The following is a 22120-nucleotide window of genomic DNA, read 5'->3' on the forward strand; positions in this document are numbered from 1 at the left end:
CGGCAGAAGCATCCTCTCTTGGTGCATATTCCAATCAGAATTCGCCGTAATAGATGCACATCGCGCAGGCCCTAAAGCGGCATCTTAGGCTTTTTCTTAAGGTTCAGGTTAACAGAGTTGCATGAACACCGAAGCCCTTCTGGTGCAGTGCCTTTGGGAGTAATATACAGCCATGATCCGCAGTCATCGCATTGTGCGCATGCCAGCAGATCCTTGAACGCCTTAACAATAGGCATAAAGTCGTTGGGACTAAAGTTGGCCCACTCGTTGAAATGTACGGCCTTATTGACGGTCCAGTCTTCCTCGCCCTTGTGAGTATTGGCTGCCTTGAGACGTTGCTTGCGAGCCTGCGCTTTGGACTTTTGGTCCTCGTTGCCCCAGGATTGCGCCGAGTCGACGGCTTTTCCTAGGAGATCTGACAGTCTAGAAAAAGCGCTCGGTAATAGCCCCCCTAGATCGTAGCTGTTGTCTGCTCTGAAGACCGTTTGCGCCCCCAGTTGATCCGCAAGGAGTCGGGCTACAAACTCCATGTGACGCCGCAAAATCGGAGCGGCAACTTCGACCTTACCCTTAGCCAAAGCTGTATCGATTTCCGCCCAAATTTCTGGGTTCGATTCCACCAACGGACCGGTGTCCACAGACCAACTATCAAAGGCCATAGATGTTTTTCGGGTCACCAGCTTTGCCGAACGCATCTGCTCTGCCCAAACTTTGTCATGGGTGGCAATCACGAATTGCGTGTTTGCGAATTCTGCCATCAAAAGTTTGCAAAATTGGTAACGATGGTCTGCATCGACAGACATCACAACATCATCGAGCAGCGCGACGGTAAAACGGTCACCCAAGAGCCGCTTCATCAATGCAAGGTATAGGCATACACCCATGCCATCTTGGTGACCTTCGCTATGAAAAGCACCTGGTGGGAAAAGTCCCCGCTCGTAGAAATTCACATCAAAATCGAGACGCCCTTCAGTTGCTTTAAAGCGTGCGACAAATTTTTGCTCATCGCCGTCATTTAAGAGGCGATAAAACTTGCTGAAATCATCTTCGACGGCCTCGTATAGCTCGTCGAGTTCCGACTCCATCGCTGCGCACCAAGCGTCATATGCGACTTTGCTGGCGTCTCGTGCCTTTTTGGAAGCTGTCTCGGTGAGACGTGCTGCTTTGTAGTCCTTGAACCGCTGTTCAGCATTGATCAGAAAACTCTGTGCGGCCAACGAAGCAGATTGATCAGGCTTCGCGCGAATAGTGCTCATAAAGTCCGCCAGTTTGGCCCCAAAGCCTTCCGGAATGGCTGGCCATCCACTGGACAAACGATCCTTCAACTCCAAGATTGTTGCGAAAGACTTTAGTTGTTCCTGAAAAAACGCCAAGTCTTTGCCCCATGCGACGACGCTGGACAGCATTTCAACTGCGCTCTCAATCTTGGCAATACGGTGAGTTTCGAGCAGCAGCGCTTTCAAGTTTCCCACTTCCGTCGAAAGTGATGATGCATGCTCAATGAGCTTTTGCTTCAGCTCTCCTGCCGCTTGCGATTTCTGTTGCTTGGCATGTAGGTGCGAAAGAAGATGTGCTTCATCGGGCCATTCATGATCGCACATCGGACATGACGGGCCGTCCACCAGCTTCAAGCCACTCTCCACCAACTCCCGTTGTTGCAACGAAACGAGGAGCCGTGCGTCTTTTTCGAGTTGCTCGATCTGATCGATAAGAGCTTCAGCATTCGGAGACGGAGATTGCCCAAGCTCGACGATCTTCTTGTTAAGCTTGTCCAGTTCGATCAGTGCTGCGGATTTATTGAGCGATTGTTCACCGGTAGGTTCCGCCAAGCCCTGGTCGATGATTGTATCAGCCGTCATTGCGTCGTGGATTTCCAGTCCTAGCAGCTTGCGCTTTGCATTGACCGCTTCCAGCATTTCAGCTGCAGACAAAGACGTGATGCCTAGGTGCTGCAACAGCGTATCTCTTTTGTCCTGCGTATCCTTTTCCGCTGCAATCGCTGCCCGGTTGAGCTTGCCGTATGCTGTGTTCAGTGCCGAACGGGTCTGACCCAACTCATCGATCTTTAGAATCTCTTGAATCTGTGCCGATCGCTTCGTTGGTTCAACCAAGATGAATTTCAGAATTTCTCTTCTCGCCAAAGTGATTTCGGGATGCTGAGAAACTTCGTCCAAAATTTCCACGATGTCCGGATCGTTCGGTTCGATACTTGGCTTCTTGGGGGCAGAAACCTTGCGAGTGAGCTTGGCTTTTTTGCCAAGTGTCGGGAAGGATACCTCCAGCTCTACAAATGCAGCATCTGGGAATTTGATATGGTCTACATGAGGACCATGATCTGCTAGTGACAGCCCTTTGGTTCCGGTTCCGGTCAATCTGCCAATCTGACCAGTTAGCGCAAATTCGATGGCGTCAATGACCCCACTTTTTCCCGAGCCGTTCGGGCCGGATATCGCGAAGGTCTTCTCAGCCAAGTTGATGTCCAACTTACGAATTCCACGAAATTCTTCGATGTGTGCTGAAACGATCTTGATCACAGAACTTCCCCTCCGTCTGGAAGAGTGAAAATCGCGGCCAGATCGTCGGCCTTAATTTTTCGACCTTCTTTCAGGAGCGCTTCAAGCTTCGTTGTTTTGGATGAGTCAAAATTTTCATCATTTGAAAGTGTTTCGAGAAATTTGTTTGCAACTGAATCCTGAAGCGACGCCATTTTACACCAAGCTTGTTTAACCTGATTTACTATAGGTTGAGTGCCAGTTTCTCGTAAGGGGTCTTGTTTGGAAAAGTTTGAAATCTGACACCATCCGAAAGCTTTGACTGATGCATGGCGCTTATTGCAAGACGCTGTCTTGGCAGGCTTTCTAGCAATAACTTTCTAACTTGAAGCAGCTTGAAAAGGACCAATTCACTCCAGCCGCTTCGCCCGTTCTGCTACCCGCTGAACCATCGAAACGGTCGCACCACCTGCCTGACGTATTCCAGCCCCAGCGATCTCAGCATTTGACCTGGTCCCAAACCGTGCCCGCGCCCGTGACCCTTTGGTGCCAATTAAGCCCTTTGCGAACCCGCCGGGACCGGGAATGCTCGGCGGTCCAGCCATCATAAAATTGCCTGAGATTGAGCGCACGATCAGTGGGGTAGCGATTATCATGCCGCCTGCGAGGAACATCATCATGAAGAAGGGCACCAGCGCGCCAATGTTGCTTGCGCCGGAGGGGTCTCCGAGTTCGGTCATGAGTGAGCGCGACATCCCGACGACGGTGGAAAACACCCCTGCAATCACGAGTGGGTAGAGCGCATAGGATACCGTGCTGGACAGCCAGCGATGGAAATAGTCCTTGCTGACGTCGAAAAGCGAAAGCGCGATCATGATTGGGGCGATGCCAATCATGAAGGCCAGCATGATCTTCGCGAAGATCAAGACAAGGCCGCAGAGCGCGCCGATGACACCCAGAAGGAATGCACCAATTGCGCCGATCAGGGCTCCGGCCATCCAATGCATGTTGTCACCGGCCGCGTTCAGGTAGTCGCCAAATTCCTCGATGAGTTCGTCGAAGGCCTCAGCAAAGTAAGATGCGCCTGCACCGCCACCGCCAAGCCCGGCCACCATGCCGCCTGCGAGCTGGTCGAGCCCGTTAATGAGAGCGCTGGCGACCGCGTTGAATTGGACCCAGTTCATCGCAAAGAGGGAGATCAGCATGAGCTTGAGGGCGAACCAGAAGGCGGTCCGCCCATCCATGGATTTGTACTGAAACACCATATTGAGGAAGACGCCGATCACGGCGAGCGTTGAGGCTACGGCAATGACGCCGCCTAGCTGACCGGCGACGTTGCCAAATGTGGTTTGGGCCGCATCGTCCAGAAAGTTGTCGGTTGTCTCTACCATCCAGGTGACGACGCCCATCGTGTCCTCCTCGGGTTGGCTTTAGGCGCTCGCGCCCGTGCGCCGCTTCAGGAAGGCCTTCAGTATGTGTTCGCCGTCAAAATCCGGCACGACCGAGACCAACTCCTAGCCATCCTGACCAAGGGCGCTCAGCTGCGCTTCGATCTTCGGGGGCTTAGTTTTGGCGGTGTTGATCAGTTCAATCTTGTATTCAAACATGGGCTGTTTCCTTTGAATGAGCCGGATCAATCGGCAGGTAGAATTCCGTGATGCCGCGCGCGCCTTCATGGCGACCGGCCTGGATAATCACATCGATCGAGCGGGTTATGTAATCGTTCATATCCTGGTAGGTCATGGGTACGTCGGTTTTCAGGGCGGCGATGGCGAGGCGTTGAACCGTCAGTTGCGGTGTTTCAGCGTGCAGCGTGGTAAGAGAGCCACCATGGCCGGTATTGATCGCTTCAAGAAATGTCATGGCCTCTTTGCCGCGCACTTCGCCCAAGACGATGCGGTCCGGCCGCATGCGCAGGGTGGAAGTCAGCAGGACATCAGCGCTGCGCGTGGCTTCATCGCGATCAGACATTAGCGTGACGGTATTGGGTTGCGTCGGACGCAACTCAGCGGCCTCTTCGATGGTAACGATGCGCTCGTCGGCAGGCACGAAGGAGAGGATCTTGCGCGCCGTGACGGTCTTGCCGGTCGAGGTCCCGCCGGAAACGATCATGTTGAGCTTGTGAGTGACGCAGAACTTGATCGCGGCGTCGATGTCGCCGGTGGCCACGACATCTCGCAGCTCGGCATTGCGTTGTCGCCTTGCGCTCTCATTGCTGCGCTCTTTTCCGAACAGGTAGGACAGCTTGATCTGATCCAATGGCAGGTCCGCAAAGAACCGCAGCGAAATCGCGTAACCGCCATCGACAGCGGGGGGCTGGATGACTTGCGCGCGGATCGGGCGGTCGCGATAGGTGATGCTGACCGAGACGATAGGCTTGGTCCGGCTGAGCGTGGTGTTCGCGGCGGACGCAATCTGATTACCCAAGTCCTTGATCTCGTTCTGCGAGAGCTGTCGACTGACGCGCCGCATAAAGTGATCCCCCTGAAACTCGGCCCAAAGCGTGCCGTCAGGGTTGATACAAAGCTCGATCAGCTTTGGATCGCGCGATTCGAGGATCTTGTCCATCGAGCTTTGCAGATAGCTGGCCGCCATGGTCAGAAAATCTCCAAATCGCGGTCGACCATCACGGTGACGCGGGCACCCTGATCCACATAGATCACGGGCGAGACGGAGAGATATTCGCCAATCACGCTTTGAGCGCTGTCTTGCAGGTCTTCGCCAATACCCTCTAGCACATCTGAGGTGATCTCATCTTCGGTGTTCTGGGCTGCCACGGCGGGCAAGGCTCCGATCAGCGATATTAGGGCGGCTGACCCGAACCGCGTGCCAAAGCGGCTGTCGACGAAACCAGTTGTGCCGGAGCGCCCCAGTTCGTCGCCACCAAAAGCACTGATTTCAACGGTCTGGTTGCTGGGCAGAATGATCCGGTCCCAGGCGATGTTCACACGTTGCTGGGCGATATCGAGACCGGATTGATACCGCCCGATCAGACGTGCGCCGCGTGGGATCAGGATCCGCGAGCCGTCATAGGCGTGGACATCTTCCGATACCATCGCGCGGACCTGACCGGCGAGCGAGCTGTCGATTGCGGTTTCAAGCACCGCCTGGATCATCGTGCCCTGAACTACTGTGTTTGACGGATTCACGATCAACCGGGCTTGCGTCACCTCGGCGGGTTCAGCGCCATTGCGGACAAAGTCTGTGTCGCCATCAAGGCGCCGCTGCTGCGCGGCGGTTTCATTGTTGCCGCCTCCGGTGCCGCCAAAGGCGATGATTGGGCTGGCGATACGGGCTTGCAGTTCCTCTAGTTCGGCTTGTCGCCGCCGCTCGAGCTCTTGAAGGCGCAGCTCTTCGGCCGTAGGGCCGGTTGGTACGGGCGTGCGCGGGGTTTCCAGGCGCGCAAGTTCCAGATCGTTCTGCAGTCGCTGGATTTGCCGCGCGCGCTCCTCCAACTCTTCGCGCATGGCGGCTTGCGTGGCTGCTGCCTCGCTGCGCAGGGCATCGATTTCTGCGCTCAGGCCATCGAGCGCTTCTGTGTCGATGGAAGGAGCCTCAGGTGCAGGTGCGTTTCGCAGGGCTTCGAGCTCAGACCGCATGGCGTCCAATTGCGCGCGCAGCTCTTCTGTTTCGTTGGCTGGCTCTGACACCGCTGGCGGCGGAGAAGTGTCAATTGGCGCAGGGGTTGGCTCGAGCGTACCAAACCCCGGACCCGCCGCTTGGAATTCATCCGGCGAGGCCGTTTCCAGGCTGTCGGGTACAGAACCGCCAGAGAACAACAGCAAGAGGCCGCCAAGAGCGGCGATTGCCGAGATGCCCAACGCAACAGCGACAAATGACGGTCGTGCCTTTGAGTTTTGTGGTTTGCCTTCAAGCGCTTCGAGGCGCTTCTTAAGCTCAGCTGTTTCACTCATCGTGGTTTGCCTCGCTCATCTCTTGGACGCAGATCTCGTCCTCGCCGAGCCTGAGAACCCATCGATTGCTGACACCTGACACGCGGATCACGCCATCTGGCCGCGCCAGCGCATTTACGCTGCGCTCATTGCCAGCCGACCAGCGAAAGATTGCGGGTAATGGCGCGTTCGCGGCAAAGCGGAAATAGGTGAACGTGCCGTCGTCCCAGATTTCTCGTGGGGTGATCTCGGATCGTTCGCTGACGCCATAGGCGTGGTTTGCAGGCTGGCTTGCGGCCACGCGGGATTGCCGAGGGGCCGCATCGGGATAGGTGAAGCGGATGACATAGAATGTCGGTGAACTCGCCTCGGTCACGTTGAAATAGTAACTGCGTCGGTTGGTGTAGACGGTGATGTTGGTATGCGCTCCGCGCGTGACGGGCTTGATCGCAAAAACTTGGCCACCTGGCACGCCGTCCAGAAGGAAGCCCTCGGTATCGCCAGCAATGATTGAGCGGATGGTCTCGCCTTGGCCAAACTCGATGCTGGTGACATGGGTCAGGCTGGTGCGGATGCGGTAGACCTGCCCATCCTGATATGTGGCGAGCCGGACACGGGCATCATAGGGGCCTTGGCGCGGCTGGGTTTCTGCATAGGCGATGCCAGCAAACGGAACAAAGAAGACGAGGATCAGGAACAGGCGACGCATTGGTTACTCCAAACGATCCGAGCGGATCGCATATTCAGTGACGGTGAAGCCGAAAGGGTTCTGCCAGACATCGTCGATCGACCGGCTATTCTCGGGTTGAAACTCAAACATCAGCGTTGCGGTGAAGAGCCCGTTTTGACTGCCACGCGGCGAGTTGAGCCGCTTGCGCAGGCGCACCTGAGCGCGGTTGGCGCTGATATGGGTGATCGACAGAACCTCGACATCCAGACGGGCATCTGTGCCATAGCTGTCGGGGGGATAGGCGTCGTGGCCGCTGGTCCAAAGCGCGCGCAGTCCTGCGGCCGCAGCTCCGTCCGACTGGTCCAGGACCCGCCGCACGCGCACGTCATTGTCGAGCTGATTGTATGTCTCGCGGTCAATGACATAGCGGTAGACCTGTGCCTCAATGATAGCAGGGCGTTCCGTGAGTGAGACCGCTTTAACCACGGCATTGGGGAGGGCCATGCCGGTTTCGCTATCAAAGGGCACGATCATGGGCGGCGGGTCCACGTCGAACAGGGCAACGAGGGCAGCGGCGAGGCAGCCTGCCATGCCAAACGCCATGCCTGTCAGCCCCAGTTTCTGCCACATGAGCTCGCGTCGTCGTGCGCCATAGACGAGCTCTTCTTCGATGATTTCTGCCTCGCTGTTCATGGGATCAGTCCGCGCGCAGGTCTGGAAGGGTAAAGTCCATGTAGCGGCGTTCTTCGGCTAGCGTCGCGGCATCCACCACACCGGACTGGCCCGCGCCGACGGTTTGAATGGCTTCGAGTTCCCACATGCGCGTCATGGCTATCGCCAGCTCTGCCGTGACGCGAGTGTTGTGATCGACGGCTTCCTTGAGCGTTTCCATGTCCGGGATCAGCGAGACCAGCTGTTCGACCCGTTCCAGGGACTGCGCGGCCTCTTCATAGCTGTTCTCGGCTGCCGCTGACATAACGGCCCCAGTACCCGCCTGACTGGCAATGCGCTCCGCCCCTGGATTGCCGCTGCTGGCCATGTCGGACAGGCTGTCTTGGTCAAAGCCTGCATCCTCCAGTGCTTGTGTCATGCGTCCTTCCATTTGAGGGGCGGCATTGCCGATCAGGCCGCTGAAATCGCCGCTCTGGATTTGCCTGATGGTGCCCAGAAGATCGCCGAACTCCTGATCGAGAAGCCCGTCGAGATCACCGCCCATGGCCATCTCGATGATATCCGTCGCGCCGGTCAGGGCTGCGTAGGTCTCGTTAAGCGTGTCGAGTTGCTGCTGCACCAGGTCGAGCTGTTCGAGAAGCGTGTCGAGCTGGTCGGTCTGGATCCCGAAATCCTCCAGCATCTGCTGCAGTTGACGAATTTCCTGCGTGATGTTGCGTGTGTCGACCGTCGGCACGCCTTGGGCAGACAGGGGTGAGGAAGCCAGCAACGCGCATGTGACAACAGTAGAAAGAAAGCGGATCATCGGAGGGCCTCCAGATCGAATTGCATGAAGTCTTGTTCGCGGGCCTGCGCGGTCGCCATGGCCAGCTCTGCGGCGCTGAGCGGGCGAGTATGGGCGGCCTTGAGGCGCGTGCGGATCGCGATCAGGCGAGCGAGTTCGGCCCGCGCATAGGTGTTGAGCGACATTGCCGCGTGAATGTCATCTGTCTCGCCAATGCGGGTGATGATGTCCTGCACGCGCAGCGCGGCCGCTTGCACCGAGACCAAGGAGTAGTCGCCATAGACGCCTGCGCCGAACGAGGTCAGGCTCATCGTGGAGTTGGCGAGCAAAACTGGATCAATGGTGCCAAGCGCGTCGACGCCGCCCACGCGGGCAAGGTAGAGATTATAACGCTCAGGTATCACCTGAACGTAGTGCTGGGTTTCGGCAAAGGGCGGCACGCCGCCGTAGCGCTGCACATTGCCGGGACCTGCATTGTAGGCGGCCAGCCCGTGAATGATGTTGCCATCAAACATGGCCAGCATCTGCGCCAGATAGCGCGCGCCGCCCGTGACCTGGATATAGGGATTTTCGTAATAGGCCGGGTAAATCCCCAGATCCTGCGCCGTGCCGGGCATGATCTGGGTCAGGCCAAACGCACCAGCCGGTGAACGCGCGCCGATGGTGAAGCGGCTTTCTTGCCAGATCAGCGCCTGCAACAGACAGCGCCACTGTTTGGGCGATAGACCCGCTGCGCGCACGCCAGACATGTGGTGCGTTTCCCGAGCCGCGCGAATGATCAGCTCTTCAATCGATCCTGAGGCTTCGCCGAACATCTGGCCCGCGCCGGGGTTCGGGTCGACCGAACCATAGAGCGTGTCTGCGGCGCTTTCAGGCGATGAACCCGCTTCCAAGCTTGCGACCAGTGCGCCTGAGTTCCCGCTGGCCAACGTCGTGGCATTGAGGATGTCTTCCAGCGCCTGGAGTTGTTCTTGCTCAAGCTCTTCAAGCTCTTCCTCTTTGGTTAACCGATCCCGTTGCAGCGCCAGATCTTGTTCGCTTTGCTGCAACACGCGCTCGCGCTGCAGGAACATGCCCGCATCAAAGGTCGGCACGCCTTGGGCATAGGCCATTGGCGCGGCGAACCACACCAAGCCCGCAAAGATATGCAGGCGGTGCCTACTCACCGAGACCACCAATCGGCCCAAGCAGTTCAAAATTGCAGTTGCTGCGGCTGACCTCGGCAAAGGAGCTGAAGCATTCGGCTTCAGACGGCCGATATTCCGCGCAGGCTGTCAGGGTCAAAAGGGTGAGGGTCAGCACGCAAAGTCTACGCATCAATCTGTCTCCAAAAATCGAGGTTCTGGCGGTAATCCGCGCCCACCAGCGCTTCGCCTTTTTCCATGCCGCCAAGGATCGTGAGGTAGGGGCCGAGCGCGCTGAGATCAGCGTCGATCACCACCGATCCTTGATCATCACGCACCAGCGCCAGACGGGAATTGCTGCCTGTGCTGAGCAGAACGCTGAGCTCTTTTTCAGTGAGGCCCAGCATAGTGTAATCGCTGGCCGAGGCGCGGATGTTGGGTAGCAGAAGCTGCGTCGGCACAGCCTCGACGATCGTTTTGCCGGTGCGGGTTTTCTCAAGCTGGCTTGCGTATTGGGTCATCATCACGACAACCGCGTTCTGTTTGCGCGCCGTGACCAGCCAGTTGCTGAGCCGATCTGCGAAATACGGGTTGTCGAGCGCTTTCCAGGCCTCATCGATGATGATCAATGTCGGCTTGCGGTCCTCGATGACGCGTTCCACCCGCCGAAACAGGTAGGACAGGACAGCCATGCGTTCCTTTTCGCTTTCGCTGTCGAGAATGCCGGTAAGGTCGAAGCCCACGACATCACCATCGAGCGAGAAGGTATCCTCAGCACTTTGCCCGAAGATCCAGCCATATCGACCGTCTGCGGTCCATTCCTGTATCCGCTCAAACAGGTCCCCTTCATCTGCCCCCGCCACAAAGAGGGAGGCCAGATCCTGCCAGTTGCGCAGGGCGGCATCGCTCGCCCCGGCGTTCTGGCGCACTACTTCTTGGATGCGATTGATCTGAACAGGGCTCAGGGGCTTGTCAGCGCGATGTAGCAGCGTGGCCAGCCAATCAGAAAGCCAGGCTTGCCCACGCCCATCGATTTCAGTGCGCAGCGGGTTGAGACCGGTTGCTTCACCCGCCTTAATGGCGCTGTAGCGCCCGCCATTGGCCCGCACGGCCATTTCCATACCCGCGCGATAGTCGAAGACGAAGACGCGCGCGTCGCAGCGACGCGCTTGGGTCATGAGGAAGGCCGACAGCACTGACTTGCCAGAGCCAGGTCGGCCGAGGATCAAGGTATGCCCGCCGGTCGGTTCTTTGTCCGGCTGACCCGTCTCATGATAGTTGAACAGGAAGCCTGAGCGTTCAGGCGTCGGGAAGAGAGTAATCGGCTTGCCCCAAGGCACTTGGTGGCCAGGTTTGCCCAGTTGACCGCGATGCAGCGCGGCGAGATCGGCAAAGTTCGTGTTCGTGATGGCGGCCTTGCGGCTGCGCATCTGTCCGTTGCCCGGATGCTGCGCGAAATAATGGGTCCGAGCCGCAAAGCTCTCATTCACCAGATTGACGCCTTCACTGGCCGCGATGTTGCGCACCTCGGCAGCGATGGCTTCCAGCTTTTCTTCGGTCTCGGCGAAAACCGTGACCGTCATGTGATGATCGCCGAAGCTGAGACGCTTGGATTCCAAATCATCCAGCGCGTCGACCAGTTCTTCGGCGAGGGAAATCGCGCCATCATCGCTGGCCTTCATCAGGCGCTGTTGGCGCTTGATCCGACTGGCCATGATATTGCTGTTGATCGGCGTGAAAGAATGCGTGACCACCATGTCGACGGGCAGGTTCAGCTCATCGAACATGCTGCAGTTGGTTTTGGCCGGATAGGTCTTGATGGCAAAGCTCGTTCCAAACCGCTTGCCCGCCGTCCCATCGTCGAGCGTGAAGCCTCGCCCCTGAAACGTGACGCGGGTGTTTGCCACATCCTCGGCAATGATGCCAAAGCGGGATTTTGCGCAAAGCGTCCGTTCCTGGCCAATATTGAGCGCGCCTAGGAAACCCAGCAGTTCGCCACTTTCAGCTCCAAGCAAGCGCGGGTTCATCTCCGCAAAGGAGGATCGTAGAAACCCAACGACCTCCTCGAGCTTGCGCAGCTGCTTGGCTGTTTGGTCTTTCAGCTGTGCGATTGAATCTGCACGTTTTAGGCGCAGCCGTGCACCGAGAGGAGGACGTTTTAGCACCGTGAGCGTGAGCGTTTTGTCCCGCAGGCCCGCCCGCGCCATGGCCGTTTGCCAGCGGATGTCCAGCGCTTGTGCAAACCCTTCCTCGGGCACCGGTGGCAAGGCGGTCTCGATCTCTTTTGAAACCTTGTGAACGTAGAAACTGTACTCCGGCCCTATCTGCGCGATGATCGCCGCGAAGAGCGCGCGGACCTTCTCCAAATGCGGGTCATCGCTTGTCATGCTGTTGACGCCACCAAGGCGGATGCACTGGAACGAAGCATTGCCGCGCGTGCGGATCGTCACATCATTTACCAGGCTTACATAGGGCAGCATGCTGGCCATAGGCCGCTCTTTGTGCGCCCAGTCCGGCAGTACGGCAAGATCATCCGAAGGGTCATGGAGCATAGCTGTCCCCCGAATGGATCTTGCGGTTCGGGGTGGGCGGCGTCTCCTGCAGCGCTGTGACCATCACCTCGAGAAAGGCCGGATCCCAATCGGCCGCTTTCCACAGCGCAGGGTAGGCCAGAGCGGCGATGATGATCACCGGCCAGCTCTGCACCCAGAGAAACAGCAACACAAACCCGAAGAGCCAGACCATGGCGTACATAATCGGCAAGCCGATGAGCTTTGGCGGCCGGATCAGACCGAGGAAGAGGCGGGTTTGCGTTGCCATGTCGATTTTACGCGCCCCAGATGGCGGTCACGATGGTCGGTGCAGCTGCGATGCCTGCAATCGCAACAAGCACCCAAAGAGCTTGGCGGAAATCCAGAATGCCAAACAGCCAGGAGAGAAACACGCCGATCAAAGCCAAGGTGCCGATGACTATGCCCAAAGGGCCGGTGATCGTGTCGACGATACCTTGCAACAGGTTCTGCACCGGCGAGAGGTCGATGCTCTGCGCCAAGGCGGGATTGGCAATCATCAAACTGGCCAGAGCCAGCGACAGGATCGTGCGGAATTGAATGTGCATCAAGAGGCTCCAGTCAGTCGGTCACGCACGGCCATGACGCGGCGCACGTGATTTTGGGTTTCTCGGTAGGGAGGAATGCCGCCATAGCGCGCGACCGCGTCGGGCCCCGCGTTATAGGCGGCAAGCGCGAGTTCGGGCGTGCCGAACTGCGCCAACATCATCAGAAGGTAGCGGGCAGAGCCATCGAGGTTTGCCTGCCAGTCATGCGGATCCACGCCGAGCTGCGCGGCCGTCGCTGGCATCAACTGTCCGAGGCCGATCGCACCTGCCGAACTGCGCGCAGTCGGGCGATAGGCGCTTTCAATCTCAATATTGGCTTGAAAGAGCGCCTGCCACTCCGTCACCGAGAGACCGGCGCGGCGCAGTGCAGGGTGCCCGCCATAACGATGCGCGGTGCTTTCAAGTGCGGCGAGAATTTCGGGGCGGGGAACAGCGCGGGCGGGTGCAGATGAAGTCGCTTCAGGTTCAGGCGCTGTGAAAACGATCAGCTCTGGTGGGGTTGCGCCAATCCCGTCGACATAGCTCTGTGCAAAACCTGATTGGGGTGCTTTGGTTTCCAGCTGGCCATCGGCCCGCATGGAAAGAACGAAGCCTTCAGAATAGGCGGGTGCAGCAAGGAATGCCGCCAAGACGGCAAGTGGCTTAGCCCGCGTCGTCCAGCTTGTGTGAGGCAACCTTTCCTTCGAGCATCGGGATCGAGACGATCGAAACACCAAGCCCGGCGAGGAAGCTGGATAAGCCGTTGATTGTTTTGAACTCTCGGGCAGCCATGTTGTTACGCGCAGTGACGAGCAGGCGACGCGTCTCGCCATCTGGCGAGACGCAATGCACGGTCCAAACTCCGGACCACTGAGCACCTGTACGTTTGGGCGTAACCCGGCACACAACATCCGCCGAATGGCCCTCGGCAAGCAGCGTGCGCAGCCCGTCTTCACTGACAACATTTGGGGCGTCTTGCATCAAATTCATAGGATCGAGCCTTGCAGAATTGTGCATTAGCCCGGCAGTCCCTCATGGACTACCGAACCGATACAATATTATAATCTTGCAATCAATAGGTGCAATTTGAGTTGTTGCGCCCTTCATGCGTTGAAACAAATTTACTGCAACGGAGTGGCTGAGCCAAGAGAATATGGCGCTTTTGAAACAAACGTAAGAGGCGGCTGCGGCCCACCGTGTTTTCAGCTTGACGGTTTGAAGTTCCACGGGAGCAGGTCGTCGATCTGGTTTTTGGGGTGCCCGGCTGCGATGGCTTCGAGTGTGGCCTTGAGATAGGCGAAGGGTTCGACGCCGTTGATTTTGGCGGTTTCGATCAGTGAGGCGATGCGCCCCCAGGCTTTGCCACCTTCGTCGTGGCCTGCGAACAGTGCGTTTTTCCGATTCAGGGCAATCGGGCGGATTAGATTTTCGACCTGGTTGCTGTCGATCTCGACGCGTCCGTCGTTGAGGAAGGTTTGCAAGCCGCCCCAATGGCGGTGGATATATGCCAGTTTTTCTCCGAGGCGGGACTTGGCCGAGACACGGGCGCGCTGAGCTTTCAACCAGTCGCCAAAGGCTGCGACCAATGGCGCGGATCGGGTTTTGCGGGCCGATAGGCGCTGGCCGGGGGATGTGCCTCGGATATCCTTTTCGATGGCATAGATTTCGGCGATCTGGCGCAGGCCCTCTGCCGCGATCTCGGATTTGTCGCGGTCGTGGATTTCCTTGAGCTTGCGGCGGGCGTGCGCCCAGCAATGGGCAACGACAATGGGCTCGCCGCCCGTTCGCGTGGCGCGGGTCAGGCGATTGTATCCGGGGTAGCCGTCGATCTGGAGGATGCCATCGAAGCCGGTGAGGAACTTTTCCGCATTCTCGCCTCGTCGGTCGGGGGCATAGAAGAACACGACGCCCGGCGGGTCATCGCCGCCCCAATTCCGGTCATCGCGCGCCAGTGCCCAGAGGTATCCGGTTTTGGTCTTCTTGCGGCCGGGATCGAGGACCGGCGCGGTTGTCTCATCCATGAAAAGCTTCGTGGATGTCTTCAGGTGTTCGGCCAACCGGTCCACGACCGGGCCCAGATGGAAGGCCGCTTTGCCGACCCAATCCGCCAAAGTGGATCGGTGAATGTCGATGCCTGCACGAGCCAGGATTTGGGATTGCCTGTAAAGCGGGCAGTGATCCGCATACTTCGAGACCAGCACATGCGCGATGGTGCCCTCTGTTGGCAGTGCCCTTTCGATCAGGCGCGCTGGCACCGGGGCCTGGGTCACGCCATCAGTGCACTGGCGGCAGGCGTATTTTGGGCGCACGGTGATGATTACGCGCAGCTTGGCTGGCACGATGTCCAGACGTTCGGATCGGTCCTCGCCGATCCTGTGCATCTCCCCGCACCCGCAGGGGCAAATCAAGCTGCCGGGCTCGACAACCTGTTCGATGCGCTCCAGATGCTCGGGCAGATTGCCCAGATTGCGTCGCGCCACCTGTTTGCGTTTTGGCCCATCTTCGCTGGGGACTTGTGTATCCTTGCGTTCCTGCACCTCGGCGACAGCAACTTCGAGTTCTTCGAACAAGAGCTGGCGTTCGCCCTCATCCAGCTTCTCGGACTTCTTGCCATGCACCGCATGGTTCAGTTCCGCCACCAGATGTTCGAGCCGTTTGTTGATCTCTTCAAGCTCGGCTGCCCGTGCGGCCTGAACCTGCAACGCTTCAAAAGCCGCACGATAGGCAGGCGGCAGCAGGCTCAAATCAAGGTCGTTAGCAGCGTCGGACATGGTCGCCGCATAGCACGAAAGCCCAGGTTTGACGCGGCACAATTGAGCCCCTGATTCATTCGGCCGCAGCCGGAGGGCGGCTTTCCAAAGCCTTCACCTTGCGCCAGTCCAGCCCCGCAAAAAGCGCCTCGAACTGGGCGTGGTTCAGCGTCATCGCACCGTCCCGAATGGCGGGCCAGGTGAAGCGCGTGTCTTCCAGCCGCTTGTACGCCATCACGAGGCCGGTCCCATCCCAGTAAAGCAGCTTGAGCCGGTCAGCGCGTTTGGAACGGAACACAAAGACCGTCCCTGTGAAGGGATCCTTGCGCAAAACCGATTGCACCAGGGCTGACAGCCCGTCGTGGCCTTTCCGAAAATCCACCGGATTGGTCGCCACCAGGATCCGCACCCGGTTCGAGGGGAAGATCATGACCCAACGCCAAGGGCCCGGACAATCTCAGCCACCCGCGCCGCCGGAGTGGCCCCATCCAGCTTGATCAGGATGTCTCCAGCCGCAATCTCGATGGGCTGCGTAGAAAGCGCGACATCCGGGACCGGTGGCGAAGGTGGATCTTCAAAAACCACCAGCGGCGCAAACGCGGCTTCCTCCTCCAAAACCGGAAGAACAAGATCACCATCCTTGGCCATCCGCCGCCACGACGAGACATGGTTCGGCTTCAAGCCATATTTGGCGGCAACATCATTCACTGTCGCACCCGGCAGCAGCGTCTCCGCCACAATCCGCGCCTTCAAATCATCCGGCCAACGCCGCCTCCCATCGGGTGAGAAAATAACGCCAAGCCCGATGAGAAACTCTCTTGTACTCTCCATGGAGAAACTCACCTCGAAAATCACTCCAAGGTGGAATCTCAGATCAGGCACAGGGCTGGAAGGTGACCTTCACGCAACGCTTGCAAACAAACATGGGCGGTTATGGCCGTTCTGAGTTGGGGGTCCGCCGCGATCGCAGGCAGTTGCCTACTGCCTGCGCCGCCTTGGATGCCGACCAAGGCCCACTACGTGCGGGCCTATGCGGACCTGTTGAGGCGCGATGAGGATGAGTATTTTTCCGACGTTGAGCGGTACTTCCGTTGTCTGGATGAGAAGCGTCGTGAGGTCTTCGAGCAAGCGCGCGTCGCCAGCGAAGACTACGCGCGCGTTTTGGAAGTTCTGGAAGGTGTGAGGAAATGACGCCCGTCATTAGCCAGAGATAGCTGTTATCTAACAGTGGGGTCCCACCGCAGAGCAATGCTGCCACAGGATGCGGCTATAGCAATGACCGCTCCCAGTGTAACTTGGCAAACAGGAAAAGACTTCAGAGGGTTTAAGTAACTCATACTACATTTTTCTTCCGAAAAAACGAGCTCCGACATCGTAAATTGACGCTAAACCTGTCGCAACTGGGAACCCCCCAAATAACGCTGCATCCACGGCATAAGTCCCTATCGCCTTGCTGGTTATGATGCCTATGTCTTTATTTCTCGCTTCTAGATCACGGGATGCTGCGATAATGCCGGTAATGTGTTCTATTCTATCTTTCTGATCCAGATAGAAGGCCACTTGAGAGATATCTACTGGCTCAGGGCATGAAAAGATAGATTTTGAAATCTCAATTGCATCCTGAATGGAATATTTCTCACGCTCTTCTGGTTGCTCGGTTGCTGTTAAAATGCGTCTTTTGCGTTCATAGTATGTGTAATTGTGAGTTGAGACATTGTCGCGAAAATTTGGGTGGCTAATGAATGGCTCAACATTTTCCTCTTGGGCAGCCGCCAAGATTAATCCTAAGCCATGGCCTATGCCATAGGGCTCCAATCGCCAAGCGTATTCAGGGCCAAGTGTTTTCCTGCCTGTACGCCCTAGGTATTCTTCGGTTCGCTCCTTGCCCGCTCGAATGTCATACTCGGCTGGGGCTCCAAGCATAATCGCTTCAGAGAGACCGCCAATCCTATGTTCGCGTTCTAAGCTGATGGCTAGTTCGTCGTATCGATATAGATCCTTGGGGACAACCATTCCCTTGCTGAGTGCCCAGCGAAGGATTTTCGGGCCCGTCATATAAAAATTGGGGTCCAACTTTTCGTTGGCCGTAGGTACTTCTAGAGGGTCTGCTTTAAATTTTCCCGACAGATCTGGGAGAAGTGCAAATTTGCTTTCCGTGCCAAACCCGGTAAGAAAATCTTTCTCTTTGATATGATCATATCGTTGGGAAACCCAAACCTCTGAATGCCTGATATCGACGGATGCCAAAACCGCAATCAACCTTGCAGGATCAAAAATAGTTGCTGCATCAATAATTATCGGATTCATACTTGGTATCTTCTTCATAAATTCGCGAAGGGCGTCACAACTATTCATGCAATGGCATGTAAACGCTCATATAAATTAGCTTTTCGACCAAGTCTTGGAAGGTCAAATGTAAGGGGCACGGAAGTGCGGGCGATGGTTCAGGCAGAACTAGCGAAGTCATGGCTGCGATGCAAATGCGTATCGCTTGATGAAGCTTTTTGCCGTTCACGCCTCGTGCAGGACTGAACTAAGCGGCTCCACTCAGGCAGCTAGCCGTGTTTCGCGCTAGCATCCGGTTCTGCGGAGTTCATTGTTGAGAGGGCGCTCTTATCGAACAACGCGGCCTGCGTCTCGCCGTTGTCCCACTGGTACAGCAGGCCGATTTCTTTGCCTGTTTTGATGCACGTAATGCGACCGATCGCTTCGGCCGTCGTGCGAGCACTTTCAAGTTTGGGCAAAACTAGCCCCTCTCGTTAAACAATTCCTTGGGATCGACCTCGAGGGCATCCGCGATCCGCTCCAGAACATCGATTGATGCTGAATTTTTGGCGAGTTCAATCTCGCTGATATAGCTGCGATCGATGTTCGCGGCCAAAGCTAGCTGTTCTTGGCTCAATCCTCTGGAACTTCTTAGATTCCGGACATTTAACCCTACTCGTTCCCGTAATTTCATGGCCCCTATTCGGCCAGATCACAAGAACCGCTCTACGGAATATATTCCACAAAACGCGCGCGAACATCATAAACGCTATGCTCGCATATGGTGTGAAGGTCGGGGTTGGATGTAGTGTATCAATAATGCAGTAATGTTATCATGAGGCATTTATTGATATGTGGTTCAGACTTATCAGAAATTGGGCCGCTGGAGCTGTAGTGGCTCTGCTTTCAACCGTGGCCCCGCAGGCGGCAAAGGCCTATCAGGTTGACTGCGCAATTCTGCTTTGCCTAGCTGGTGGGTGGCCCGCGTCAGCAGAATGTGCCCATGCCCGCGCCGTGTTTATCCGCCGGATCACGCCCTGGCCGATTGAGCCGCCGTTGCAAATCTGGCGTTGCCCTATGGGCGTTTCTGTGCGCGCGCCTTTGCAAAGCACGGTCCCGAAGATCTGGGAGGCCAGCAATCACAATGGTCAGGCACTCGCCCAAGTTATTCAGGCTCAGGTAGCTGAAGGCGGTGCAGATATCGACATCAGCGGTCTGGAATTCGATTTTGTCCGCTCGATCCGCGTCTGGGATATGCGGTACTACAGCCATCGCGAGCGCGGTCGCGACGATGATTGCTCTGAGAGCTACAATATGCGCCTCGGGACCTACGGTACGCAGGGCGAGTTCAGCTGGCAACGCACGACACCAGCCGCCGCCCCACAATGGGTCCTACCGTCACGGCGCTGTTCGTCATCAAATTGGCGGCGCGGGGTCGGTGTCGAATGGGAAGATCACGAAGGCAACCATGGATTTGAGTGGGTGGCCTACTAGTGCCCAGTGCCCCTTTTTCCGATCCCGTTTTGCCGTTTGGTGACTTGTGCTGTTGTTCGACAACGAGGGAAGGAAGAGCACCCAAGGAACGGTTTGTCGTCTGGCCCCATTCGGAGAACCATGGTGCCTTGATTGCATGTTGGACATTTCGCCCCTTCAGCTATGGGGTCTTTTAGTCGAATGGATTTCGCCGCAGAAGCGCCGCCTCTACCAACCGAAAGTAGTCGCTTGGTATAATCACATTCTGGATGCGCGCTGCACGCTTCAAACGGTCCAAATCGTCCGGTCTTTTGGCTGAGTGTGCCAGCCCCGCATTTTGGGCAGACCTTCAAAGTAGCCTTTTCGCTTTTGATCTCGGTGTGCCCGTCTTTGGCGAGCTCGACGACAAACCGCGAAGGCTTGTCCTGCAATGTATAGATACGCGTTTGTCGGCGGGCGCGTGTCAGGGCAACATAGAAAAGGCGGCGCTCCTCAGCCAGTGGGAAGTCATCAGGCTCTGGCATCGCGAGCTGCAATGCAGGGTCGTCAACTATTTGGCTTGGAAAACCCATCAAGCCCTCGGTGACATTGAGAAGCATCACATAGTCAGCCTCGAGGCCTTTTGCGGCATGGGCAGTAGAATAACGGAGCTCAAGTTGATCGCCATAGGCGCGCTTCCAGCTGTTGAAGCTGGCGGGCTTATCCTTGTGATAACGGCCCAAGAGCATGATGGTGATTTTGTTGCCGTCGGGCACGTCAAGCTGGCCATTTTTGGCGGCACCATGCAGCTGCCTAAGATCTTTCTCAATGCGCTCAAGAGCGCCACTCATCGTCTCAGCTGCAAATGTATGAAGTCCGGCTCTTTCATAAGTGTTGGTGGTTTCAACGGTCTTTTTTATTTGGATCGGATTCTTCTGGATGAAGTCGCTGGATGCTTCGCACAAAACCTTAGGGCATCGGAACGTTTTGCTTAGTGTGAGCTGCGTGGCGTTCGGGAATGTTCGGTCGAAACCGGTCATGACAGAAATATCGGCACCAGCGAAACGGTTGATCCCTTGCCAGTCGTCGCCAACAACGCACAAGCTTGCGGAAGCCCCTGCGCTTTCCTTTAGGGCTTTGAGTAAACGTAACTTCGCCTGAGAAACATCCTGAAACTCGTCCGCAAGAACCATGTTGAAGGGGCTTTGATATGTCCCTTCATTCAGGTGCTTGATCGCATCGAGCAACATGTCATCGAAATCGATGCAGTTTTCGACAGAAAGACGCCGCTGCCATTCCTCTGCGATTCTTTCGTAGAGTTTAACGAAACGCGTTAGCCGGTTACGGTGGCCACGCTCATGATCAGCAATCTTCTGGTGCAAGTCCCTCGGGCTCAGTCCATTGCTTTTGACATGCTGCTGGAAAGCACGGATCGTCGAGGCTAGTTGCTTGGTTGGAATTGGCTCTTGGCCGGTGGATTTGCGGTTTTCGTCGAACTCCAGAACTTCGCCGTGTTTCTCCAGTTCGGATTTCAGCCGATCTAGGTCGTTACCGTTTCGCAAGCCATGCGAGGTGGTTTCGAATAGCTGGGTTCCTTTTTCGTCGTGTAACTCCCTTTTCCAGAGGACACCCGAAACATAACCGCCGGAAAAATGGGCCGGTGCCTTGCCATCCTCGTCTAGCGCAAAATGCTCGTGGTAGAGGTGCAAGCGGGGGTAATAAAAGTCAGGATGGTATTGGGAGTGCTCTTCTGTGGCAGTGTCGTGTTCGTATGCTCGTTCGTACTCATATGGCACGCCGTGGTAGAAGAGAAAATCGCAGATCATGCGCTCTTCTTGGCTCTTAACTAGTTTCCCGTCTGCGGTTGGAACGCTGCCTTTACCTATCACATCGGTTTGCGGTTGTTTGATGCTATCCCACTCATCGATGCCGCGACCGTAGACCGTTCTGAACAAGTCCCAGTCAAGCCGGAAGCGGGGATCGCGTTGGCGAAGGTCTTCTACAATTTCTGAGATGGCCTGGACGTCTTTGCCAGGTTCAACCCAGTCAGCCAACCTCGGCTTTCGCCCGGTGCTCTTTCCGATTACCTCCAGGCCGAATGCATTGAATGTCTTTACATTAATGCGTTGGACGTTGGGAAAATCACCAAGGCGTTCTTTGATGCGAGTTTCCAGTTCGTCCTTTACGGATCGGTTGAACGCCAAAATCAAAATCTCCTCAGGTGGGACTAGGCCTTCTTTTAGCGCATACCCGACACGTGCAACGATAGTTGATGTTTTACCGGATCCTGCAGCGGCAACGATTTGAAGCGCGTTGTCCATGCAGATACAGCAATCCATTTGCTCATCGGTGAGCGGGTTCCGCTCGATTGACGAAAAAAAATCGCTCAACCGTTCTTTCTGTTTTTTGCCAAAAGCGGAGTTGGCCGCATCAAACTCCTTTGCAAGAGCCTTCTGAAAATGCGGATACTGCGAAGTGGGTTCAGCTTCTTCGCTCCCGTTCTTAAATGGTGGAAAGCGTCGGACAATGTTCTCGGCTTCACCTTTGGGTATCCATCTGTTCGGTTCAATGGATGTTGACCAAGCGCTGCGCCAATCTGAATACTCTGAACTGGGCCCAATTGCTGGGACTCTCTTTGGAACGACCCTCGTTGAAGGGGGGGATCGCTCCACTTCTTGGTCGCCACCGCCCCAGCCATTGATTTTGTTGAACCAGCTACCCAACGCCACTGTGATAGCAAGAACATGCGGCATAGCCGCGATCAAACAAATTGGATTGAGGCAAAAGCCGAAGAATAGAAGTTGATTGAGGACCATCACAACTATGAAGGTCCAAGTATATGTTGAGGCAACGTGTTTCGTGCGCTGCCAAAGTGTTTTGGACATTTTTCTCTCGGCAGATTCTAGAGGTTAAACGTTCAA

At 56.4% G+C, this 22120-nt stretch carries 23 protein-coding genes; 2 read left to right on the forward strand and 21 right to left on the reverse strand.

The features are described 5' to 3' along the window. Positions 1 to 71 precede the first annotated feature (71 nt). From AC2FFP_RS08895 to tnpA, 17 genes are all read right to left on the reverse strand, one after another. Positions 72 to 2534, reverse strand: a complete 2463-nt coding sequence (locus AC2FFP_RS08895) for an AAA family ATPase (protein ID WP_496880939.1) — start codon at positions 2532 to 2534, stop codon at positions 72 to 74. Further along, positions 2531 to 2707 (reverse strand): hypothetical protein, encoded by a 177-nt coding sequence (locus tag AC2FFP_RS08900; protein ID WP_211299419.1) that lies wholly within the window; start codon positions 2705 to 2707, stop codon positions 2531 to 2533. Before AC2FFP_RS08900 ends, AC2FFP_RS08895 begins: the two co-directional genes overlap by 4 nt. Before the next feature lie 195 nt (positions 2708 to 2902). Beyond that, positions 2903 to 3901: a TrbL/VirB6 family protein gene (locus tag AC2FFP_RS08905; RefSeq protein ID WP_496880940.1), complete on the reverse strand. Its 999-nt coding sequence runs from the start codon at positions 3899 to 3901 to the stop codon at positions 2903 to 2905. 190 nt (positions 3902 to 4091) lie between these two features. Beyond that, positions 4092 to 5087, reverse strand: coding sequence for an ATPase, T2SS/T4P/T4SS family (locus tag AC2FFP_RS08910; protein ID WP_496880941.1), 996 nt, complete (start codon positions 5085 to 5087; stop codon positions 4092 to 4094). 2 nt (positions 5088 to 5089) lie between these two features. Beyond that, a complete protein-coding gene (locus tag AC2FFP_RS08915; protein ID WP_496880942.1) occupies positions 5090 to 6406 on the reverse strand; it encodes a TraB/TrbI/VirB10 family type IV secretion system protein in 1317 nt (438 codons plus the stop codon). Then, the gene (locus AC2FFP_RS08920; protein WP_496880943.1) at positions 6399 to 7094 is read right to left on the reverse strand and encodes a TrbG/VirB9 family P-type conjugative transfer protein; all 696 of its coding nucleotides are present in this window, start codon (positions 7092 to 7094) and stop codon (positions 6399 to 6401) included. Before AC2FFP_RS08920 ends, AC2FFP_RS08915 begins: the two co-directional genes overlap by 8 nt. 3 nt (positions 7095 to 7097) lie before the next feature. Next, positions 7098 to 7748 (reverse strand): VirB8 family type IV secretion system protein, encoded by a 651-nt coding sequence (locus tag AC2FFP_RS08925; RefSeq protein ID WP_496880944.1) that lies wholly within the window; start codon positions 7746 to 7748, stop codon positions 7098 to 7100. A 4-nt stretch (positions 7749 to 7752) separates the two neighbouring features. Next, entirely contained in the window at positions 7753 to 8532 is a 780-nt protein-coding gene (locus AC2FFP_RS08930; protein WP_496880945.1) for a type IV secretion system protein, read from the reverse strand. Further along, positions 8529 to 9623 carry a lytic transglycosylase domain-containing protein gene (locus tag AC2FFP_RS08935; protein ID WP_496881008.1) on the reverse strand — a complete coding sequence of 365 codons (1095 nt, stop codon included), beginning with the start codon at positions 9621 to 9623 and terminating at the stop codon, positions 8529 to 8531. Before AC2FFP_RS08935 ends, AC2FFP_RS08930 begins: the two co-directional genes overlap by 4 nt. Positions 9624 to 9820: 197 nt before the next feature. Continuing rightward, positions 9821 to 12187 (reverse strand): VirB4 family type IV secretion/conjugal transfer ATPase, encoded by a 2367-nt coding sequence (locus tag AC2FFP_RS08940; protein ID WP_496880946.1) that lies wholly within the window; start codon positions 12185 to 12187, stop codon positions 9821 to 9823. Next, positions 12177 to 12455, reverse strand: coding sequence for a VirB3 family type IV secretion system protein (locus tag AC2FFP_RS08945; RefSeq protein ID WP_024096577.1), 279 nt, complete (start codon positions 12453 to 12455; stop codon positions 12177 to 12179). Before AC2FFP_RS08945 ends, AC2FFP_RS08940 begins: the two co-directional genes overlap by 11 nt. A gap of 7 nt (positions 12456 to 12462) precedes the next feature. After that, entirely contained in the window at positions 12463 to 12753 is a 291-nt protein-coding gene (locus tag AC2FFP_RS08950) for a TrbC/VirB2 family type IV secretion system protein (protein WP_114885057.1), read from the reverse strand. Then, positions 12753 to 13331 carry a lytic transglycosylase domain-containing protein gene (locus AC2FFP_RS08955; RefSeq protein WP_496881009.1) on the reverse strand — a complete coding sequence of 193 codons (579 nt, stop codon included), beginning with the start codon at positions 13329 to 13331 and terminating at the stop codon, positions 12753 to 12755. Before AC2FFP_RS08955 ends, AC2FFP_RS08950 begins: the two co-directional genes overlap by 1 nt. A gap of 64 nt (positions 13332 to 13395) precedes the next feature. Further along, positions 13396 to 13713: a hypothetical protein gene (locus AC2FFP_RS08960; protein WP_253282779.1), complete on the reverse strand. Its 318-nt coding sequence runs from the start codon at positions 13711 to 13713 to the stop codon at positions 13396 to 13398. 221 nt (positions 13714 to 13934) lie between these two features. Continuing rightward, complete coding sequence (tnpC, locus tag AC2FFP_RS08965) at positions 13935 to 15503, reverse strand: IS66 family transposase (RefSeq protein ID WP_496880947.1); 1569 nt, start codon at positions 15501 to 15503, stop codon at positions 13935 to 13937. A gap of 55 nt (positions 15504 to 15558) precedes the next feature. After that, positions 15559 to 15912 carry an IS66 family insertion sequence element accessory protein TnpB gene (tnpB, locus tag AC2FFP_RS08970; RefSeq protein WP_496677303.1) on the reverse strand — a complete coding sequence of 118 codons (354 nt, stop codon included), beginning with the start codon at positions 15910 to 15912 and terminating at the stop codon, positions 15559 to 15561. Continuing rightward, a complete protein-coding gene (tnpA, locus tag AC2FFP_RS08975) occupies positions 15909 to 16313 on the reverse strand; it encodes an IS66-like element accessory protein TnpA (RefSeq protein WP_496880948.1) in 405 nt (134 codons plus the stop codon). The genes tnpB and tnpA overlap by 4 nt, the downstream gene beginning before the upstream one ends. A 102-nt stretch (positions 16314 to 16415) precedes the next feature. Between tnpA and AC2FFP_RS08980 the strand changes: the two genes are divergently transcribed. Continuing rightward, a complete protein-coding gene (locus AC2FFP_RS08980; RefSeq protein WP_496880949.1) occupies positions 16416 to 16673 on the forward strand; it encodes a hypothetical protein in 258 nt (85 codons plus the stop codon). Between the two features lie 147 nt (positions 16674 to 16820). Here the strand turns inward: AC2FFP_RS08980 and AC2FFP_RS08985 are convergent, their stop codons facing one another. The 3 genes from AC2FFP_RS08985 to AC2FFP_RS08995 form a co-directional block, all read right to left on the reverse strand. Continuing rightward, entirely contained in the window at positions 16821 to 17807 is a 987-nt protein-coding gene (locus AC2FFP_RS08985; protein WP_496880950.1) for a hypothetical protein, read from the reverse strand. Positions 17808 to 18037: 230 nt separating this feature from the next. Further along, positions 18038 to 18226, reverse strand: coding sequence for a hypothetical protein (locus AC2FFP_RS08990; RefSeq protein WP_496880951.1), 189 nt, complete (start codon positions 18224 to 18226; stop codon positions 18038 to 18040). A gap of 2 nt (positions 18227 to 18228) precedes the next feature. After that, a complete protein-coding gene (locus AC2FFP_RS08995) occupies positions 18229 to 18441 on the reverse strand; it encodes a helix-turn-helix domain-containing protein (RefSeq protein WP_058239030.1) in 213 nt (70 codons plus the stop codon). Between the two features lie 158 nt (positions 18442 to 18599). On the opposite strand from AC2FFP_RS08995, the gene AC2FFP_RS09000 reads away from it, so the two are divergent. After that, the gene (locus AC2FFP_RS09000) at positions 18600 to 19241 is read left to right on the forward strand and encodes a hypothetical protein (protein ID WP_496880952.1); all 642 of its coding nucleotides are present in this window, start codon (positions 18600 to 18602) and stop codon (positions 19239 to 19241) included. On the opposite strand, the gene AC2FFP_RS09005 is transcribed toward AC2FFP_RS09000, so the two are convergent. Further along, positions 19238 to 22084, reverse strand: coding sequence for a UvrD-helicase domain-containing protein (locus AC2FFP_RS09005; protein ID WP_496880953.1), 2847 nt, complete (start codon positions 22082 to 22084; stop codon positions 19238 to 19240). The genes AC2FFP_RS09000 and AC2FFP_RS09005 overlap by 4 nt on opposite strands. Between the last annotated feature and the right edge of the window lie 36 nt (positions 22085 to 22120).

The sequence above is a fragment of the Ruegeria sp. YTSC004 genome (genome assembly GCF_059609805.1).

Excerpts from the sequence above, each read along its gene's own strand:
- AC2FFP_RS08900 (WP_211299419.1), bottom strand. The coding sequence starts at position 2,707 with ATGGCGTCGCTTCAGGATTCAGTTGCAAACAAATTTCTCGAAACACTT.
- AC2FFP_RS08905 (WP_496880940.1), bottom strand. The coding sequence starts at position 3,901 with ATGGGCGTCGTCACCTGGATGGTAGAGACAACCGACAACTTTCTGGAC.
- AC2FFP_RS08910 (WP_496880941.1), bottom strand. The coding sequence starts at position 5,087 with ATGGCGGCCAGCTATCTGCAAAGCTCGATGGACAAGATCCTCGAATCG.
- AC2FFP_RS08915 (WP_496880942.1), bottom strand. The coding sequence starts at position 6,406 with ATGAGTGAAACAGCTGAGCTTAAGAAGCGCCTCGAAGCGCTTGAAGGC.
- AC2FFP_RS08920 (WP_496880943.1), bottom strand. The coding sequence starts at position 7,094 with ATGCGTCGCCTGTTCCTGATCCTCGTCTTCTTTGTTCCGTTTGCTGGC.
- AC2FFP_RS08925 (WP_496880944.1), bottom strand. The coding sequence starts at position 7,748 with ATGAACAGCGAGGCAGAAATCATCGAAGAAGAGCTCGTCTATGGCGCA.
- AC2FFP_RS08930 (WP_496880945.1), bottom strand. The coding sequence starts at position 8,532 with ATGATCCGCTTTCTTTCTACTGTTGTCACATGCGCGTTGCTGGCTTCC.
- AC2FFP_RS08935 (WP_496881008.1), bottom strand. The coding sequence starts at position 9,623 with ATGGCCTATGCCCAAGGCGTGCCGACCTTTGATGCGGGCATGTTCCTG.
- AC2FFP_RS08940 (WP_496880946.1), bottom strand. The coding sequence starts at position 12,187 with ATGCTCCATGACCCTTCGGATGATCTTGCCGTACTGCCGGACTGGGCG.
- AC2FFP_RS08945 (WP_024096577.1), bottom strand. The coding sequence starts at position 12,455 with ATGGCAACGCAAACCCGCCTCTTCCTCGGTCTGATCCGGCCGCCAAAG.
- AC2FFP_RS08950 (WP_114885057.1), bottom strand. The coding sequence starts at position 12,753 with ATGCACATTCAATTCCGCACGATCCTGTCGCTGGCTCTGGCCAGTTTG.
- AC2FFP_RS08955 (WP_496881009.1), bottom strand. The coding sequence starts at position 13,331 with ATGCGGGCCGATGGCCAGCTGGAAACCAAAGCACCCCAATCAGGTTTT.
- AC2FFP_RS08960 (WP_253282779.1), bottom strand. The coding sequence starts at position 13,713 with ATGCAAGACGCCCCAAATGTTGTCAGTGAAGACGGGCTGCGCACGCTG.
- tnpC (WP_496880947.1), bottom strand. The coding sequence starts at position 15,503 with ATGTCCGACGCTGCTAACGACCTTGATTTGAGCCTGCTGCCGCCTGCC.
- tnpB (WP_496677303.1), bottom strand. The coding sequence starts at position 15,912 with ATGATCTTCCCCTCGAACCGGGTGCGGATCCTGGTGGCGACCAATCCG.
- tnpA (WP_496880948.1), bottom strand. The coding sequence starts at position 16,313 with ATGGAGAGTACAAGAGAGTTTCTCATCGGGCTTGGCGTTATTTTCTCA.
- AC2FFP_RS08980 (WP_496880949.1), top strand. The coding sequence starts at position 16,416 with ATGGCCGTTCTGAGTTGGGGGTCCGCCGCGATCGCAGGCAGTTGCCTA.
- AC2FFP_RS08985 (WP_496880950.1), bottom strand. The coding sequence starts at position 17,807 with ATGAAGAAGATACCAAGTATGAATCCGATAATTATTGATGCAGCAACT.
- AC2FFP_RS08995 (WP_058239030.1), bottom strand. The coding sequence starts at position 18,441 with ATGAAATTACGGGAACGAGTAGGGTTAAATGTCCGGAATCTAAGAAGT.
- AC2FFP_RS09000 (WP_496880952.1), top strand. The coding sequence starts at position 18,600 with ATGTGGTTCAGACTTATCAGAAATTGGGCCGCTGGAGCTGTAGTGGCT.
- AC2FFP_RS09005 (WP_496880953.1), bottom strand. The coding sequence starts at position 22,084 with ATGTCCAAAACACTTTGGCAGCGCACGAAACACGTTGCCTCAACATAT.